General features: G+C 68.5%; 16 protein-coding genes and 1 pseudogene. 3 read left to right on the top strand and 14 right to left on the bottom strand.

Going from position 1 to position 16974, the window contains the following annotated elements:
- Window positions 1-27: 27 nt before the first annotated feature.
- From mpaD to ND747_RS06855, 13 genes and pseudogenes are all read right to left on the bottom strand, one after another.
- A complete protein-coding gene (mpaD, locus tag ND747_RS06910) occupies window positions 28-1314 on the bottom strand; it encodes a daptide-type RiPP biosynthesis aminotransferase (protein ID WP_251732633.1) in 1287 nt (428 codons plus the stop codon).
- Window positions 1314-2123: a daptide-type RiPP biosynthesis methyltransferase gene (gene mpaM / locus ND747_RS06905; RefSeq protein ID WP_251732632.1), complete on the bottom strand. Its 810-nt coding sequence runs from the start codon at window positions 2121-2123 to the stop codon at window positions 1314-1316. The genes mpaD and mpaM overlap by 1 nt, the downstream gene beginning before the upstream one ends.
- A complete protein-coding gene (gene mpaB / locus ND747_RS06900; protein ID WP_251732631.1) occupies window positions 2120-3241 on the bottom strand; it encodes a daptide biosynthesis RiPP recognition protein in 1122 nt (373 codons plus the stop codon). Before mpaB ends, mpaM begins: the two co-directional genes overlap by 4 nt.
- The gene (locus ND747_RS06895) at window positions 3234-4214 is read right to left on the bottom strand and encodes an LLM class flavin-dependent oxidoreductase (protein WP_251732630.1); all 981 of its coding nucleotides are present in this window, start codon (window positions 4212-4214) and stop codon (window positions 3234-3236) included. The genes mpaB and ND747_RS06895 overlap by 8 nt, the downstream gene beginning before the upstream one ends.
- Before the next feature lie 372 nt (window positions 4215-4586).
- Window positions 4587-4838 carry a hypothetical protein gene (locus ND747_RS06890; protein WP_251732629.1) on the bottom strand — a complete coding sequence of 84 codons (252 nt, stop codon included), beginning with the start codon at window positions 4836-4838 and terminating at the stop codon, window positions 4587-4589.
- A 195-nt stretch (window positions 4839-5033) separates the two neighbouring features.
- A pseudogene (locus ND747_RS30030) lies at window positions 5034-5108 on the bottom strand (hypothetical protein); the annotation flags it as partial.
- Window positions 5109-5401: 293 nt separating this feature from the next.
- Window positions 5402-5656, bottom strand: coding sequence for a hypothetical protein (locus tag ND747_RS06885; RefSeq protein WP_251732628.1), 255 nt, complete (start codon window positions 5654-5656; stop codon window positions 5402-5404).
- A gap of 161 nt (window positions 5657-5817) precedes the next feature.
- Window positions 5818-7104 (bottom strand): NAD(P)-binding domain-containing protein, encoded by a 1287-nt coding sequence (locus tag ND747_RS29715; RefSeq protein ID WP_251732627.1) that lies wholly within the window; start codon window positions 7102-7104, stop codon window positions 5818-5820.
- Between the two features lie 47 nt (window positions 7105-7151).
- On the bottom strand, window positions 7152-8024 hold the full coding sequence (locus ND747_RS06875; RefSeq protein ID WP_251732626.1) for an SDR family NAD(P)-dependent oxidoreductase: 873 nt from the start codon (window positions 8022-8024) through the stop codon (window positions 7152-7154).
- A complete protein-coding gene (locus ND747_RS06870; RefSeq protein WP_251732625.1) occupies window positions 8021-8458 on the bottom strand; it encodes a nuclear transport factor 2 family protein in 438 nt (145 codons plus the stop codon). Before ND747_RS06870 ends, ND747_RS06875 begins: the two co-directional genes overlap by 4 nt.
- A 162-nt stretch (window positions 8459-8620) precedes the next feature.
- Window positions 8621-9268, bottom strand: coding sequence for a TetR/AcrR family transcriptional regulator (locus ND747_RS06865; protein ID WP_251732624.1), 648 nt, complete (start codon window positions 9266-9268; stop codon window positions 8621-8623).
- A gap of 348 nt (window positions 9269-9616) precedes the next feature.
- The gene (locus ND747_RS06860; protein ID WP_251732623.1) at window positions 9617-10333 is read right to left on the bottom strand and encodes a TetR/AcrR family transcriptional regulator; all 717 of its coding nucleotides are present in this window, start codon (window positions 10331-10333) and stop codon (window positions 9617-9619) included.
- A gap of 178 nt (window positions 10334-10511) precedes the next feature.
- Window positions 10512-10805, bottom strand: a complete 294-nt coding sequence (locus tag ND747_RS06855) for a hypothetical protein (RefSeq protein WP_251732622.1) — start codon at window positions 10803-10805, stop codon at window positions 10512-10514.
- Window positions 10806-11154: 349 nt separating this feature from the next.
- Between ND747_RS06855 and ND747_RS06850 the strand changes: the two genes are divergently transcribed.
- Both ND747_RS06850 and ND747_RS06845 read left to right on the top strand, forming a co-directional pair.
- A complete protein-coding gene (locus tag ND747_RS06850; protein WP_251732621.1) occupies window positions 11155-11328 on the top strand; it encodes a hypothetical protein in 174 nt (57 codons plus the stop codon).
- Window positions 11329-11730: 402 nt separating this feature from the next.
- Window positions 11731-14667 (top strand): protein kinase, encoded by a 2937-nt coding sequence (locus ND747_RS06845; RefSeq protein WP_251732620.1) that lies wholly within the window; start codon window positions 11731-11733, stop codon window positions 14665-14667.
- Between the two features lie 717 nt (window positions 14668-15384).
- Here ND747_RS06845 and ND747_RS06840 read toward each other — a convergent pair.
- Entirely contained in the window at window positions 15385-16230 is an 846-nt protein-coding gene (locus ND747_RS06840; protein WP_251732619.1) for an alkaline phosphatase family protein, read from the bottom strand.
- Window positions 16231-16484: 254 nt separating this feature from the next.
- On the opposite strand from ND747_RS06840, the gene ND747_RS06835 reads away from it, so the two are divergent.
- A complete protein-coding gene (locus ND747_RS06835) occupies window positions 16485-16625 on the top strand; it encodes a hypothetical protein (protein ID WP_251732618.1) in 141 nt (46 codons plus the stop codon).
- The last annotated feature ends 349 nt before the right edge of the window (window positions 16626-16974 follow it).

The following is a 16974-nucleotide window of genomic DNA, read 5'->3' as shown; positions in this document are numbered from 1 at the left end:
GCCTGCCGACATTCCAGACCACGCCCATCAGAGCGCTCCCGCCTGCATGGTGCCGACGGCTCCGCTTCCCACACCTGCCGGGGCATCCAGCCCGGCGCGCACGCAGTCCAGCAGTTCGGCGAGCTCATCGGCCGTGTAGGTGAGCGCGGGAAGGATCTGCACTCCCTGCACGCTGGGATGGACAATGGCGCCGGCCCGGCGGATCGCGGCCACCACGCGGGGTACCTCGTGCTGCGGCAGCAGTTCCCCGGTAGGGGTGCACAGCCGGATCGAGCGGAAGCAGCCGGCGCCGGTGGTTCCGATGACCCGCGGATGGGTTGCCACCAGGTCGGCCAGGGCCTCGTCGAGCCGGGCCGAGAGGCGCTGCGCCGAGGCCACCGCGTCGAGTCGGCGCATCTCGGCCAGGGTGGCCAGGATGGCGGCGCAGGTAACCGGCGTTCCCGCCTGTGTCTCCCCGTGGAAGAACACCTCGCCCGCCGCGTCGAACGCCGCGGCGACCGGCTGGGACACGAGTACGGCCGCCGCGGCACTCGTACCGTTGGTCAGGCCCTTGGACGTGATCAACAGGTCCGGGGGTGCCGGCCACAGCTGGGAGGCGAAAAAACTGCCGGTACGGCCGAACCCGGTGGCCACCTCGTCCGCGACCAGCAGAAAACCGTGCCGGGCGCGGAGCTCCAGCAGGGTCCGGACATAGGCGGGGGTGAGTGGCACCGCGCCGGTGCCGAGCACGGGTTCCACCACCACCGCGGCGATCTGCTGCCCCTGGCGCTCCGTCAGCCGGCGGATCTCCTCGGCTTCGTTGGGGCGAACATGGCGGACCAGCCGCTGGTCGACAGCGTAGACGGACTGGCCGAGGTTCTCCCCGGTGAGCGCGAAACCCCCGAAGGTCAGCCCGTGGTAGCTGTCCCGCAGCCCGACGACCAGTTTGCGGGTGCCGTAACCGCGAAGCGCCTGGTAATGCCGGGCCAGTTTCATCACCAGGTCGTTGGCGGCACCGCCCGAGGTGGAGAAAACCACCCGGCCGAAGTTCCCGGCTCCGGCGGCCTGGATCAGGTTCTCCGCCGCCTGCCGAGCATAGGTGTTCTCAAAGCGGAAGACCGACAGATAGGAAGCATCGTGAAGTGCTGCGGAGGAGGCCAGGGCGATGGCCTTGTTGCCGTAGCCGAGGTTGGCGTTCCACAGTCCGCTGGTGCCGCACAGGAGTTCACGGCCGTCGAGAAAGCGGACCCGGACGCCTTCGGCCGACACGGCGCACAGCTCGTCCATGCCGTGCGCGGCGGGTTCCAGCAACGCAGGCCAGAGCGCCCCAGCCATCAGACGGCCGCCGCTTCCAGGAAGACGTCGAGGTGCCGGGGGCCGTTGGCCGGCATGACATGCCGGGCCACGACCGTCATTCCGGCATCGGCGAGCTCGTTCTCCAGCCGGTCGACCGGAAGAATCCGGATCGTGGTGGTCAGTGCCACGATCGGCTCCGCGGTGGAAGTGTCCTTCTCCAAGGGAATGATGGTGACGTTCCGCACGGGTGCGCCGGCGGGCCGGTACTCGATCATCCGGTAGCGGGTACCGCTGGCGCCCGCCGCCTCGAAGTCCAGGTCCGCGCCGTCCGCAGCGTCACCCACTAGCTCGACGGTGGAGAGCAGAAACCGCCCCCCGGGCGCCAGGTGCGATCGCACACAGGCGTACAGCCCGGCTCGCCCCTCCTCGTCGAGCAGCGAGACCGATGCGGTTCCGAGGACCACCACAGCGAACCTGCGCCCGAGGGCGAAGGCGGACATGTCCCCCTGTACGGGGCGGCAACGCTCCCGTGTCCCTCGGGGCGCGGCTGCGAGCCGGGCGCGCAGCAGGTCCAGCATCGACTCTTTGAGCTCCAGGGCCGTGACCTCCCGGCCGAGGGCCAGCAGCGGCAGCGTCAGCCGTCCTGAGCCCGCGGCGAGTTCCAGCACCGGCCCCGGGTGGGCGCGGACGACCCGCAGCATCTCCCGGATCTCACTGGTGTCGCTGCCCGCCAGGTCGTGGTACACGGGGCCGCCGACCTCGTCGTACAGGTCGTGCACGCTGATCCGGCTGCCGAACTCGGCCAGGATCTCCCCGGCAAGCCCCGGGACCGCCGTGGCCGCGGTCATACCGCCACCTTGGCCGAGGAGGTCGCCGGCAGCAGAGGGGCTCCCCGGTCGCCGAAGAACGTGAGCACACGGTCGAGCAGAGCTCGATCCACCGGCGCCGACCTGACGTCCCGGCCGACCCGTTCCAGGACCGCGTCGGCGCTGCCGTGGACCAGCAGCATCTCGGCGACCTCCGCCGCGCGTCTGCCAAGCCGGAAGGTCCGGTCCCGGCCGGGCGTCTGCACGTAGACTGCCTCGGACGTCCAGGCGAGGAACGGTGCCCCGGGATCGTTCGCATCCCAGGGGGCTTCGACCTCGCCAAGCGCCGGGACCAGGCGCCGCCCGAAGCCGGAGACGCGCGGTTGCGTGACGCCGCTCGTCTGCAGGCCCCGCAGCAGTTCCAGGGCGGCCAGGTAGCGGCCCAGCCAGGGCCGCTCGCCCACGGCCGGGGCACGGACCTCCTCCGGCATGACCGCACCGAGCGGCACCGGTCCACCCTGCGGATCGCCAGCGGCCAGCCGCTCCCATTCCGCCCGCAGCGCGGCGGGCGGATCGCCCACCGACCCCAACCGCAGGCCCTGGGGCGAGACCGATATCCGGCCGTCGTGCCCCACATGCAGCCTGGTGTCCGGGCCGTCGCCGGGCTCGGCGCCGCCGAGCCCGGCGAGGTCCGCGAGCTGCACCGCGGGGCTCGCGGCAAAGGCGGCGAACGTCCCCTCGGCCCTCGCCTGGTCGGCGTCGGCGAGGAATGCCTCGAAGTCGCTCTGCCCGGCCACCCGGATGAGCGTCGTTCCCAACAACGACATATAGGGGCTGGTGCCGTAGTCCTGGATCTGCAGGAAGATTGCGCCGCCGACCGCTGCGTCGCCACCCGGCTCGCTCAGCGAGCCCTCGTAGCCGACAACGGTTCCGCCGGTGTCGAGGTGAGCCTCACCGTTGTGCTCGCCGGGGACCAGGACGATGCTGCGCGGGCCTACAACTCCGGAGCCAAGCAGGGTCGCCAGATGCCCGGCGTCTTCCAGGACGATGCTCCCTGTCCCTGTCCCTGTCCCTGTCCCCTCGGCCCGGCGGGTCAGCGGACTGCCCGTGACCCACGACCGCAGATGCCGGCCGGCCCGGCTGACCAAAGCCTCACGCATCAGCGTCCCTTCGTTCGGCTCCGACGGCGGCGAGGATCTTTTTCAGGTCGTCCATCGCAGCCCTGGCGCCATACAGCTTGCATACGCCCGTCAGATTCAGCACGATCTCGTCCACGCCGGCGGCCCGAAACTCGTCGAAGCGCTCGACGATACGGTCGATATTTCCGAAGACAAAGGCTCCGGTGTCGGCCATGAGTCGACCGGCGGATTTTGAATCCAGGTGGGAGTATTCTATGCCGGCCCTCTTGAGCATATCAATGTAGTGTGGTGCCTGCATATGCGTGAAGTTGCTGGCAAGCACGAAATCGGCGACATCCCGGTCGGGGCGTTCCAGCGCGACGGGGACCAGCGCGGTCACTCTCGGCGCCGACCGTCCGGCAGCACGCGCTCCCTCCCGCAACGCCGGCCTGATCACCCCGTCCAGGTAGGCGGCGGGTGTCAGCCAGGTGATCGCGACGTCCGCGACCTCTCCGGCCAGCCGGGCCATGCCTGGGCGCAGGACGCCGAGCCCCAACTCGATGGGCGGTGACATGACCGGGGTCATCGCGGCGTGGCAGGAGAAGTACTCACCCTTGATATCGACTGCATCGCCGTCAAGCAGGCCCCGGACTATGCCCAGGTATTCGCGCACGGCCGTGAGCTGGCTCCGATAGGGAGCACCGAGCAGGCTCTGCTGGAATGTCCTGGCGCCGGGGCCAAAGCCAGCCACCACACTCTCACCGGTTGCCATGGCAAGGGACTTGACCAGATGGGCGGCATCGAATGGGTGACGCAGCGGCATCAGCGTGACGCCGAGCCCCGTCGGCACCCGGAAGCCGGCGCCGGCGACGGCGGAAAAGGTCTGGAAAGGCTCCATCAGCAGGCTCTGGCCGTGCCAGAGCCTGCGCGCCCCGGTCCACTCGACCAGGGCTGCATAAGAAAGTACCTGCTCAGGTCGGCGCTGCAGAAAAGGTATCAAAAATGAGAAGTCCAATTTCCCCTCCCGTTCGGCACCGCCAAGGCTTCCATAGGTCCGACCTACTATGCAAGAGCTTTCCGGGTTCGCGGTTCGTAGGTGGACGGCGGAGATCGTCGAGGCGACGGTGCAGGTAGTGGGCCTGCTTCGTCGGGAATTAAGCTCGCGACATGGGAAGCGGAATGGCGCGATCCACTTTTTGTGAAACATGTCACACCGGTTCTCGATTGTGGCCTCCGGTGGTCCGGTGAAGTTGTTGCCTCAACGAAATCTTGCGATTTTTTGTCGGAGTGTTCCGGACGGGGGTGGCAGGGTTGCTGGCAAGCAGGTGGAGTTCGCGACTGTTGTGTGGTCAATCTTGTGCGGTCAATCGACGGATCCTCGATGAATCTACTGTTCACCAATGAAGTCCTGTGACCCTTTGTGCAGGGGCTTTTCGGCTGATGCGCGTAATAGCGGAACGCCCTGGGTGACGCTGGAGATGCTGGTGATGCGGCTGTGCTGTGCCACCGGGCCCGTCCCGATCGCCGCGGTGCGCAGCGCGTCGGTCAGGCGAGCGGCGAGCTGCGTCAGGGGTCGGCGCAACCGTGCGAGCAGGGATGCGCCGTTGTTCGGCCGGTCCGCCACGGACAGGCGGGACACGCATGCCAGCGGGAACCATGGGGGCGATCGTGGTGGGCGCGATGGTGATGCCACAGCCGGCGGCGACGAGGTGGAGCCCGGGCAACGCCCGGGCCGCGGCATCGACCTGGTCGACCACGGTGGCGGCGTGGCGCAACACGACGCGCCCGGCTGGGTCAGCCGTACCCCGTCGTGACGGCGCTCCAGCAGCGGAGTGCCTGTCGCGCGTTCCAGCCCGGCGATCTGCCGGGAGACCGCCGACCGGGTGTAGCCGAGTACGGATGAACACACCCACGTCCGCCATGTGGTGGGACGTCGGCAGCGCCCCGACCCCGGCGCAGGCCGCCGCCGCGCTGCTGGAGCTGGTCTTCGGCCCGGTCAACCCGACCACTACGGCCAACTCGTCCGTCATGGACAGGTCCTGCCCTGGGCGGCAGGAGCGACGGCGTGACCGTCCAGCGCCGATGATCGGCACCGGACGTCAGTTCACCGAAGTACCGCGGCCGACGCCGGCCCGGGCCGCTCGGTCCTTCCTCGGCGCGGGGGAGTGCGCCGGGTTCGGCTCGGTCAACGGCCGGCGCCGGTCAGGTGTCGAGGACCGTGGCTGCGATCTTCCACTGCCGTCCCCGCCGCCACGGGCCGGCGCGCTTCAGGCCGACCTCGGCGAGCAGCAGGTCGGCGGCCCGTTCGAGCGCGCCGAGGTCGGCGTCGCGGTCAGGCCGGTCGAGTCGGGCGACGCCGGTGTTGCCGATGCTCTCGCCCTCGTCGTGCCGATGCCGGATGATGCGCACCTCGCCGGTGTCATAGTCGGCCTGAGCACGCAGGTCCCTGTCCGTCAACGGTCCTCCTTCGGCTACCGGCGTCGCTCAGCAGCTCAGAACCCGCGGGCCAGGGTCTGGTCCTGCGGCGGGTGGGACGCGGGAAGGTGGATGCTGATATTACCTTCCTGCCCTGTGGTGTGGTGGGTGGGAGAGTGCGCTGCACAGCGGAGCACGGGAAACTATGGCTGGGGGAGGTGGTCGACGCGTAGGCGTTCGTTGCGTTTGGAGCTGATTCGCCAGTGGCCGTCGGGGTCTTTCCGGTAGGTCTCGATGTAGTGGCCGTAGCCCTTGAGGGCGATGGTTCCCTGTGGGCTGTCGATCTGGACGTAGTCGAACATCGCCCAGATTCCCTCGGCCTCGGTGTCGCTGGTCAGGGTTATTTCTGGCATGTGGCCGTGGTGCGTGGTGAAGGCGTGCTCCAGCATGGGAATGGTCGAGCCGAAGTATTCTTCGTTGGACTGGATGATTGTTTCTGATTCGGTCGGGAGGTGGTGTACACAGTCGTCGGTGAACAGGCCGCGGAATCCGGCCCAGTCCTTGAGGTCGAGGTAGCGGAAGTAGCGGGCCTTGAGCTGCTTGATCTGCTCGATGTCCCAGAGCGCCTGGACGGAGGGTGGTACGGCAGGTGCCGCAGCGGGGGTGGCGGCGGGTTGTGGCTGATCGGCTGGGCGGGCGACGGTGTCCGCGGCGGTGGCCAGCAGACCGAGGTCCGTGCCGGCGGCGGTGGCGAGGTTCCTGGCGGTCGCGATGTCCTTGGCGATGTAGCGGCCGGCTGCTTCCTGGAGGCGGGCGGACGAGCCGGCGGCGCGGACGGTGCCCAGGGCATAGCTGTCGCCGCTGCAGTGGCTGATGGCGTCGAGGGCCTGCACCGGGTCGAGGCCGAGATCGCGGGCGATGCGCTCGGCTTCGGCGACCAGGGCGACGTGCGCGCCGAACAGGGCGTTGTTGACCAGTTTCACGCGCTGGCCGTCACCGAGCGTCCCGACGGACACGATGGGGTCGCAGTAGCTGGAGAGGACCGGTCGGACCGTCTCGAGGACCTCGGGTTCACCGCCGACAAGCAGGGTGATCCGGCCGGCGGCGGCGTCGGCCGGGCCACCGCTGAAGGCCGCGTCGAGAACGTGGACCTTGCGGGGACGGCCCGCCTCGGCGAGTCGGGGTGCGGTGTCGGGGCTGCCGGTGGTGTGAATGATCAACGTCGCGCCGGGTGGCAGCGACGCGATCAGTCCCGACTCCCCTTCGCAGAGCTCGAACACCTGCTGGTCGTTGAAGACGCAGAGGACGAGTACCTCCCGGTCGGCCGCGAGGGCGGCCGGGGTCGGCGCGCCGGTGGCGATGCCGGCTGCTTCGAGGTCACGTCTGACGTTCTCGCGGCGGGCGAAGAACGACACGTCGTGCCCGGCGGCGGCGACCCGCTCCAGCATGGGACGGCCCATGCTGCCGACACCGACGAATCCGACCTTCACATCATCCTCCGAAATCGGGTGGCAGAAGCTGGGGCCGCGTGGAGCGGCTACGCGTCAGCTGCGGTGGCGTCGGCTGTGTGCATGGTGTCGGCTGTGTGCATGGCGTCGGTGGTCTGCATGGCGTCGGTGGTGGCCTGGGCCATGGCGGCGACGAGGTCGTTGCGGGGCAGGGTGCTCATCAGCGAGATGGCCTGGCGTAGGTGATCGCCGACGATCCAGGTGGGTCCGGTGCCGAGGTGGTCGAAGGCCTCGGCGATGACGTCGCCCACGGCGGCGGCGTCGGGCAGGGGAGCGTCGAGGGTGGCGAGCTGGCCGCGGGCGTGTTCCAGGCGGCGCAGGGCCGGGGTGTCGGTCTTGCCGAGGACGAGGCCGAGCACGTCGACGCCCTGGCCATGCAGTTCGGCCCACAGTGCCTCGGCGAAGACCATGCTGAACGCCTTGGTGGCGCCGTAGGCGACCATGTTCGGCGCGCCGGCGAACCCGGCTCCCGAACCCAGCAGGATGATGCCACCGGTGCCGCGTTCGACCATGCCACGGGCGTAGTGGTGGCACAGCTGCATCGGCACCGTGCAGTTGCGGTGCACCATCGCCTGCGCGGTCTCGATCGGGTGGGCGAGGAAGCGCTCGAAGTGCGGGTCGGCCCCCGCGCAGTAGACCAGGAAACCGATGTCGAGGTCCGCGGTGGCGGTGGCGATCGTCGCTGCGGCGTCCGGGGCCGCGAGGTCGACGGCGAGCGTGCGGGTCCGCGCACCGGTGCGGGCGGCGATGCCCGCGGCGACCTCGTCCAGAACAGCCTGCCGTCGGGCGAGCAGGACGATGTTCAGCCCACGTTCGGCGAGGGCCTCGGCGAACGCCGAACCGACGCCCTCGGAGGCACCTGCCACCAGCGCCCAGGGCCCGTACCGCTGCGTGAAGGTCATGAACCGACTCCTGTCCGGCCGGGGTCCGCGCCGACCGTGCTGACGTGAACCTGGATGAAGCGACGATGGGCGATCTGCCAGCTGCCCCCGACCTGGACGAGCTGGTCGTCGTAGTAGCCGTGCGCGGCGAATCCGCTCTGCCCGTCCTTCGTCATGATCAAAGCGTTGACATAGGTGCGAGCCCGCGCGCCGTCGCGGTCGAGACGGATATCCAGGTTGCCGAGGTTGTGCATGGTGTGCCCCAGTGGAGCGTGCATGGACTCGAAGGCCTCGGTGAAGACCGCCGCACCCTGCCAGGAGCCGATGTCGCCGTAGTCCAGCTCGCAGTCGTCGGTGAAGCAGGTCCGGAACAGGTCCCAGTCGCGGCGGTCGATGCCGACGGCGTAGCGCAGAAGCACGTCGGCGATCGCCGCCCGCTGTTCGTGCTCGCTCACCGCGTCATCCCCGGTACCGGATCCGGCGTCCTTCGCCCCGCCACCGTGCCTCCCTGCACGACACCAGCCCGCATCGGCTCCTCCTCCTGCTCGTCCGTGGACGGCCGGACGCGTCCGCACCGCCTGGTTCAAGGGGGTGCGCACCTGCACACCCAGGATCGTTCAGGGCTGTCCCAGGACCGCGGCGATCGTTTGTCCGCACAGGTCGCGGACTCGGGCGGGGTCCGCGACGGTGGGATGCGCGAGCGACTTGGCGGCGGTACCTCGCGCCATGCCCATGATGAGCAGGGCCGCGGCATCGGTGTCGAGGTCCGCTCGGATCGAGCCGTCCTGCTGGCCGTCGCGGATGGTGTCGGTGAGGGCCTGATGGGTCGCCTGGTCGGCCTGGATCATGACGGGCAGGTCTGCGCCGGCGGGAAAGGTCGCCCCCCACATGACGATGACGGCGCGTTCTTCGATGCTGGCGCCGGAGCCGACGATCGTGAGGTGGGTCTCGATGATCGCGCGCAGAAGGTCGAGTCGGGGTAGCTGGGCAAGGTCGCCCTGACTCAGGCGCGGGGCGACGGTCGTCGCCGTGACCGTGCGCGCGTACGCGTGGTGGACCAGGCTGCCCACAAGCCCGTCCTTCGAGCCGAAGTGATAGGTCGGCATCGCCCGGCTGATGCCGGCCGGCTCGCTGACATCGCGCAGCGAGGTCCGTTCGATGCCCACCTCCGCGATGAACTCCGCCGCCGCCCGCAGGGGCGCCGCCTCGGACGCCGCGCGGCGCGCTGCCTGCGTGCGCCGAAGGCCATGGGCCGAGGCGGTCATGTTCGTCACCGTAGAGAAGATCCCGGCCGGCAGGCAACCCGTTGACCTGCCTGCCGGCTGGCAGGTAACTTGCCGATCGCGGTCGATGTCAGCGCTTCCAGGGCCTCAGGCGCGGCGCGTCGGTGTGCTGCCCTCCGATGGGCACGCGTTCGGGCACCTGCCACGTGCACCGCATAGTGGATCACCTTCTTCGGGCGCCCCTCCGTACACCAGAGAACACTCCGAGCCCGCGTCGCAACATTCGCCGGGACACCCCGATCATTGATCAACCCGCGAAGTTCCGCTTCCTTCTCCGCCCCAGATCCACCCCGCCATTCTTCAATCTGAAGAGAACCGCATTACGTGACACTAGGATTTCGGCGGTTCCGGCCTGACGCCGAGCGCGTTTGCCCACAGTATGGTCAGCTGTTCGACGGCTTCGTCGAAGTCGTAGTCCCGAAAGTTCTGGACCAGCCAGAGCTCGGCGAATCTCGCGGTCATCGCGCCCAGGGCATCCGCGGCGAACGACGGGTCAAGTCGGTGATCCGCGGCACCTTCTTTCTGCATCCTGATGATTTCCCGCTCGGCCCGCGTGACGTAATGCTTCATGGTGGCCATGCGAGCCTCGTTCACGGGCGGGTCGTACCGCGACACCTGCTCGATCACCCCGATGATCGCTGCCTCGTCCCGATAGCGCTCGAGGTAGCGGCGGTTGGATCGTCGAATTTGCTCCCAGACCGAATCGCTGTCGGCTGCGGGGTGCTCGGGCGGCGCGGTAAGCAGCTCCTCCTGGGCGCGGGCGACCTCGCGGAAGATCTCCTCCTTGGACTCGAAGTAGTGATAGAAGGTACCCAGTGCGATCTTGGCTGTCTGGGCGATGTCGGCGATCCGCGCTTCCAGGAAACCGTCCCGCTCAAAGATTGTTTTTGCGGCGTCGATCAGACGGGCCCGGGTTCGTGTGCCCTTCGCGGACAGCGGGCGCACCGAGGCGGCCTGCGGTGAATCCTCCATCTTCTCCGGTGGACCGGCTGTCTCCGGCAAATCGAAGTCCGGCGAATCCTGGGGCTGCGGCACCGCGGGGGTCATCGTCGCCTCGCCTTGCCCGGGGGTCGGTACGCCGGCGTCGGTAGCATCTGCACAGCGCACTGTCTCCATTTGTGAAGTCGATGTCGGTTTCGTTTCTTCACTCTACCGGCTCGCTACACGGCGACGTCCTGGAAGATCGTGCTGGAAGATCGCGGTGGGCATCGACGCCGTCCGCTGATTACATGCGCCCAAGGATCGTAGCGGCGCCCATGCCGCCGCCGGTGCACATGGCGACCAGGCCGATGGTGCGGTTTTGGCGCTCCTGGCTGCGCACGGCGAAGGCGTCGGCGTCCGCGCGGCCGAGCCCGGCCAGGGTGGCGAGGATGCCGTTGCTGGCGCTGACGTCCGCGACCCCGGTCGGGTCGAGACCGACCCGACCGGCCAGTGCGCGCGGGCACTGCGCCAGCAGTTCCTGCGGATGCACATCATGTGGTGCGCCGTCGGGCCGGCCCTTGCCGCGCGGGGTACGCATGGCGTCGACGATCCAGGCGTCCAGGTCAGCTCACCTCGTGGAACAGCGTGCGGGGGCGGGCGTCGGCGAGCAGCTGTGGACGACCGTCTACCTGGATACCACCTGCGACCCGGTCGGATCGCAGACACCCGACCACGCTTTTCCCATCGAGGCCGGGGCACGGCCCGCGGGGGAGTGCCGGCTGGTGGTGGATCAGGACATGCCACGCCGCGATGCGGAGGTCTCGGGGACTGGTCGGATCACCGTTTCGACCCGGCGGCGGCGCGGCACAGCGGCTTCGATCGGCCGTTCCTGCACGGCCTGTGCACGATGGCGATGTGTGCGCAGGGCGTCGTGGACGCGGTGGCAGGTGGGGGATCCGGACCGGGTCCGGCGGGTGGCGGTGCGGTTCGCCGCCCCCGCGTTCGTCGGTGAACAGCTGCGTGTGCGCTGCTACGAGGCGGCGTCGGGGCGCTACGCCTTCGAAGCGGACAGCGCGGGAATCCCGGTCGTGACCCACGGCCGGCTGGAGCTCCGCGTATGACAGTGCCCGATCCGGACAAAGTCAGCAGATCGTGCCGCGCGCGGGGCCTCGCCAAGGTCGCTCGGTGTAGCGGCTCGTTACGTCATTGAGCCCAGGTTCCGTCGGCTCGCGTTCGCCGACGTGCCACCGGCGCTTTTCCGTAGGATCTCCCGTGGCCATGCGAAGTGTCGGTAGAAGATCTGGCGCGCAGGAAACATGCCGCCCACCTGTGGGCGGACGTGAATCACGTGGGTGGCCCCGAACGGAATACCGGAACGGCTACTCAGCGCAACCAGATGCCACCTTGTATGATCTTGGCGAGGCTCTGGGGCTGACCTTGACCGGCGCTGTTTCAGCGGGCCCAAACAAGCATTCCGCTGTGCCCTTCGGCCTGGCCGCTTCGGACTGTGGCATCCTGTACGCATGTTCACGGGGGATGATCAGCAGGATGGCTCGCTCAATGTCTTCATCAGCGTGGCGGGGCCAGACCGCCCCTGGGCGCGCTGGATCGCTCAGGAGTTGCGCCGAGAGGGCCACACCGTCGAGTACGACGAATGGACAGTGCGTCCCGGTGAAAGTTTTCTGGCTCGTATGGACCGGGGGCTGGCCAGTGCGCAACGAATTGTGATGGTCGTGTCTCCGTCATATTTTTTGCCGGAATCGTTCGGACGGGAGGAGCGTGAGGCCGCGCTGCTCCTCGGGCGCCGGGGGGACGATCTGCTGGTGCCGGTGCTCGTCGCCCCGACCGCCGCGCCGCCGCTGTTCGACCGGCTGTCGAGAGTGGACCTCGTCGGCCTGGGCGAGCAGGAGGCGCGCCTTCGCCTGACCAGCGCGGTGCGCGGGCTTCAGCAGCCGGCGTTGGAGCACGACATGACCTGGCCGGGGGACATCCCACCGGCCGCGGTGCCGACTCCCGCGGAGGACGACGCACCGTTTCCAGGCGAGCCCGCCGATGTTGCGAGGCAGGTCGGCCGCCTGCTGGGAAACGACTACGAGATCGGCGATCGGCTGGGTGGGGGAAGCTTCGGAGTGGTCCTCGAGGGCCGCGACGCCCGGCGTCGACGGGGAGTCGCGGTCAAGGTTCTGTCCGCGACGCAGAAGGATGCCCGGGCCCGGTTCGCTTTCGAGGCGGACGTGCTGGAGAAGCTAGATCATCCCCACCTGGCGCGGTTCTACGACTACCGTGAGGACGACAGGCTCCAGATCATCGTCATGGAGTTGCTGACCGGCGGGACGCTTGGTCGGCGCAGGCAGCAGCAGGACCTGTCCGGGCCCGGCGCCTGCGCGGTGGGGCTCGCGGTGGCCGAGGCCCTGCGGCACGTGCACGACCGCAATGTGCTGCACCTCGACATCAAACCGGCCAACGTGCTCTTCGACGAGCACGGTCTGGTCAAGGTGACCGACTTCGGCATCGCCAGAATGTTCGACGGTTCGACCGCGACCTCGAGCGCTGTCATGGGAACCCCCAGATACATGGCGCCCGAACAGTTCCGTGGGGAGGGGACAGTACCGGCCACCGACCTGTACTCCCTGGCCGTGATGCTGTACGAACTGCTCGGCGGAGCGCCCCTGTTCGGCGCTGATCTGCCGCTGGCGGCGCTTTACCACCACCATTTGCAGGTCGCCCCCACCCCGCTGGTCAACACGCCACAGGCGGTCGCCGACGTCGTCATGCGCGCCTTGGCCAAGGAGCCGAGAAACCGCCAGCAGTCCGCGCGGGAGTTCGCCCTGGACCTCGCCGCGGCCGCACGTGGCAACTACGGTTCGGACTGGCTCGCGAGATCGGGTGTCCAGGTGAGCCTCAGCGCGGACGTACACGACGCGGCGACCCGTGACCACGATAAGGATTCCGACCAGTGGTGGCCCTGGTGGCCGCGCCGGAGAGGGCGGTACGCGGTGCTCTCCCTGGTCACCCTCGTGACCGTGACGGCGGTCGCGGCAGCAGTGGTTCTGCTGACGGGCGGCAGCAGTCACCGGAGGCCAACTCCACCCCCGGACGCGTGCACCCGCTTCCGGCTGCTGCACTCAGGTGCCGACTGCGTCGGGGTGACCGACGGGGCCTATGTTTTCGACAACCGTCTGCGGGACATCGAGAAGAAAATTTTCACCGAGAACGCAAAAGTGGTCCGCGGAGGTAACTACGTCACCATAGCGTTCGTCGCGCCGCTGACCGAGACCCAGACAACCGCGGCCACCAGCGACGTCCTGATCGGACGGATCCGCAGTCAGCTGGAGGGCGCGTACGCGGCCCAGATCCGCGCGAACAACAACGGCTACCTCGGAGACAATCCGCCGATCCGGCTTCTGCTCGCCAACCAGGGCGAGACGGAGCAGGCCTGGCAGCCGGTGACGGGCATGCTCAGATCCAGGGCGGCGGCCGAGCGGCTGGTCGCGGTGGTGGGCCTCGGGATAAGCATCACGCCCAGCGTGCACACGGCGCAGGAGGTGGCGAAGGCCGGAATCGGTATGGTCGGTTCCGTTATCACCGCGGACGGCGTCACCACGGGGATCCCCGGATTCGTTCGAGCCGTGCCGACCGTCAGCGACGAGATTCTCGCGCTCGCATCGTATGTCAAGACCCACCCTGACCTGCAAAACGCGGCGCTGCTCAGCGACGGAAACACCGAAGATCTCTACACCTCCTCGCTCACGGCGGACTTCACCAGCATGCTTGGAAGCTATCTGAAGTCGCGGCCCGTTCCGTTCCCCTACAACGGGACAACGAAAGGCGTCGGCACGATCTTCGATATTATTACAAGCAACCTTTTCTGTGGTCCTAATCCGCCGCGGACGATCTTCTATGCCGGCCGCACAAATGGTCTTTCCATTCTTATCAGTCACCTCCGGCAGCGCACCTGTGCACGCACGCCGGTCACTGTTCTCACCGGCAGCGACGCGTCCAGTCTGACGCTGCCCAGGTCGAGTGCGAACGACGCACCGGTGTCGGTCATCTACGCCGCGACCCCCAGCCCGTTGGCGCTCGGCGACGGCCGCTGGACCGACGCCACGAACTCCGCCCAGTACAGTCGTTTCCGGGCTGACTTCCTAAGTCAGGGATTCGGCGCGGCCGATCTGGACGACGGGTGGGTCATCCTGACCCACGATGCGATGGCGACCGCGATCAAGGCGATTCGAGCAGTCACCGGGCAGTCCGCGGCGCTTCCCACGAAGGAGCAGGTGCGGGATGCGCTGAGTCTGCTCAACACGCAGAACAGCAGCATTCCGGGCGCGGGCGGGACCTTCGAGATCGACTCTCAGAGCGGCGATTCGTTCGGTCGCCCGGTTCCACTGATCGAAATGGATGCCGACCACCCACGGAACGTTCTCACCACCTTCACCCCTCACCCGCTTTCCCCCTGACCCCGCGCCCGCCGGTCCGGCAAGGCGGGGACTGCCCGCCCCGGCCCTCGACCTGTCCGTGCTCCGGCGTGCTTCCTGTTGCGTACGTCGGTTGTGGCAACCCCACGATCCGCTGGTCTGCCCCGGCTGATGCTCCTGGCCCGTCGAGATGCAGGTGCGTCGTCACGTTCCGCGCAGACATCTCGGAGAGTGACCGTCCCGGGGATCGGTGGACGTTCCACCGGCACACCCTCACGCCGATCCGCTTTCGACGCCCGCCGACCGAGATCTTCCGTACCGCTTGTGTCACCCCTTGTGACAAAACCGGCTTGGTCGCGGGTGGCCGAAGGTCATGATCTGTTCTTGCCGAGGGTTGGTGAAGGATCGGTGGGCCGCAATCTTCACTCCGCCTCGGCAGGAATCCGTGACTTGGTGCACTGGTCGCCGGCCAGGGCGGACACGGAGGCACCCGGGCGCTCGTTCTGCTACCGGGGCTACGTGCCCGGTGACGCGCGGCCGGGGACCTGGATCGACGCCGAACGGCAACGCCTGCGCACCGGCTTGGTCTTCACTGGCGTGCGGGCCGGTGAACTCCTCCTCGCCGTGCGCGCTCCGCGCGGACTGTGCCGCTCCGACCCTGAGTGCACGTAACGGCGCTGTTGGGGGGTGGCCGCCGTCTGGTGGGGCGAAAGCCGGCGGCCACCGGAGGGCCAGGGAGGTCACGGGTCCTGGCGGCGTCTACTGCCAGATGTCGGTGATGGGGGTGGCGGTCGCGCTGTTCCCGGCGTACGGCAGGGCGTACATGTCCTCGATCGTCCGCAGGACGTTGTAGTGGTTGATGGTCTCGGTGAAGGTGCCGGTCTTCACTCCGGACCCCACGATGATGGTCGGGATGTTGTTGCTGTGGCCGCTGTCGTCCTCGTCGAAGGTCAGGACCAGGATGCTGTTGTGCGTCTTCGCCCACTGTGCGTAGGCGTCGATGTTGTTCTTCAGCCAGGTGTCGCCGGTCGCAACGGAGCAGTTGTGCATGTCGTTGCACAGGTTCGGGACCACGAACGACACGGTCGGGAGGGTGGTGTAGTTGGTCGGGAACCGGCTGAAGCGCAGGTTGTCCGCGGACGGGACGTTGCTGAAGTTGACCCAGGGGTTGTGCTTGCGCGCGTAGTTGCCGCTCGTGCAGCCGGTGTAGCCGTCGGAGGGCATGGTCTCCGAGTAGCCGGTGAACGTACGCGATGCGCCGATCAGTTCCTGGCCCAGGTTGGCGGTGGAGAAGGTGTGCGGGCACGAGTCATCGGTGATGCCCTGGGTGGAGCCGGAGAACAGGGCGAGGTAGTTCGGCTCGCTCGGGTGTGTTACTCCGGACGAGTGGTTGAAGCTCGCACCCTGGCCGGCGAGCGAGTTGATGTAGGGGGCCGAGGAGCTGCCGATGATCTGTGAGTAGGAGTGGTTCTCCATGACGACGACCACAACGTGGTCGCGGGCCGGGACGCCGCCCGCCGCGTTGCCCGTTCCCGTGAGCAGCCCGAGCGCCCCCAACGCCATCGCCGCGACCAACGCCGACGGCCGCAGCGAACGCCGCGTCATCCCTCGCACCGTGATGCCTCCCAGCTGACGATCGGATAGGTCGCCGGTCCCGGAGCCCGCCAGGGGCTGGTCCGGGAACCGGCGGGCCCGATCGTCGTGCACCGGCAGGAAGCCCCAGGTCAGGTTTCGGCGATGTCACCGAGTACTCGGTCTCCGCACCCCCCGAGGACATCTACCGGTAACCGAAGAACGTGCAGGTCGCCATCCGTCGAGGTCCGGACAGCCTGGGCCCGGTACGAGGTCTGGGCTGGTCGATGGCATGGGAACGTCGACGAAGCCACACGGCGTCGGCAGGGCGGACGGCGAACCGCGTCATCGTCGGCTCCGGCCCGCGCCGGTCCAAACTGTGGCTGCCCGGCGCGGCGCTCGCCGCCCTCGCCGCCCTCGGCACCTGATGGCAGTCGCGGTCGTTCAGGAATGCCTGCCCGGTGAGAAGATCGACCATCTCACCCATCGGTATGTGGATCGGCTGGTGGACCTCAACAACCGTCCGGAAGGCGTGCTGTCGGGACGGCCGGAGGTAGCGCCGGTGCGGCTTTGTCTTCGCGAGGATGGTCCCGGCTACTGCCTGCACGAGCCGTTACGACGCGACGGTTCTGCGCCCGCCCGCTGTCCGCCGGGTCTGGCGTCGGGGGGGGGGGGGGGGGGGGGGGGGGGGGGGGGGGGGGGGGGGGGGGGGGGGGGGGGGGCGCGGGCCCCGCGCCCGCACCCCACGTAAACCGACATGAAAGCACATCAAAATAA

Source organism: Frankia sp. R82 (assembly GCF_023716925.1).
In the GTDB taxonomy this organism is placed as follows: Bacteria; Actinomycetota; Actinomycetes; order Frankiales; family Frankiaceae; genus Frankia.
This window is presented reverse-complemented; position numbering and strand designations above follow the sequence as displayed.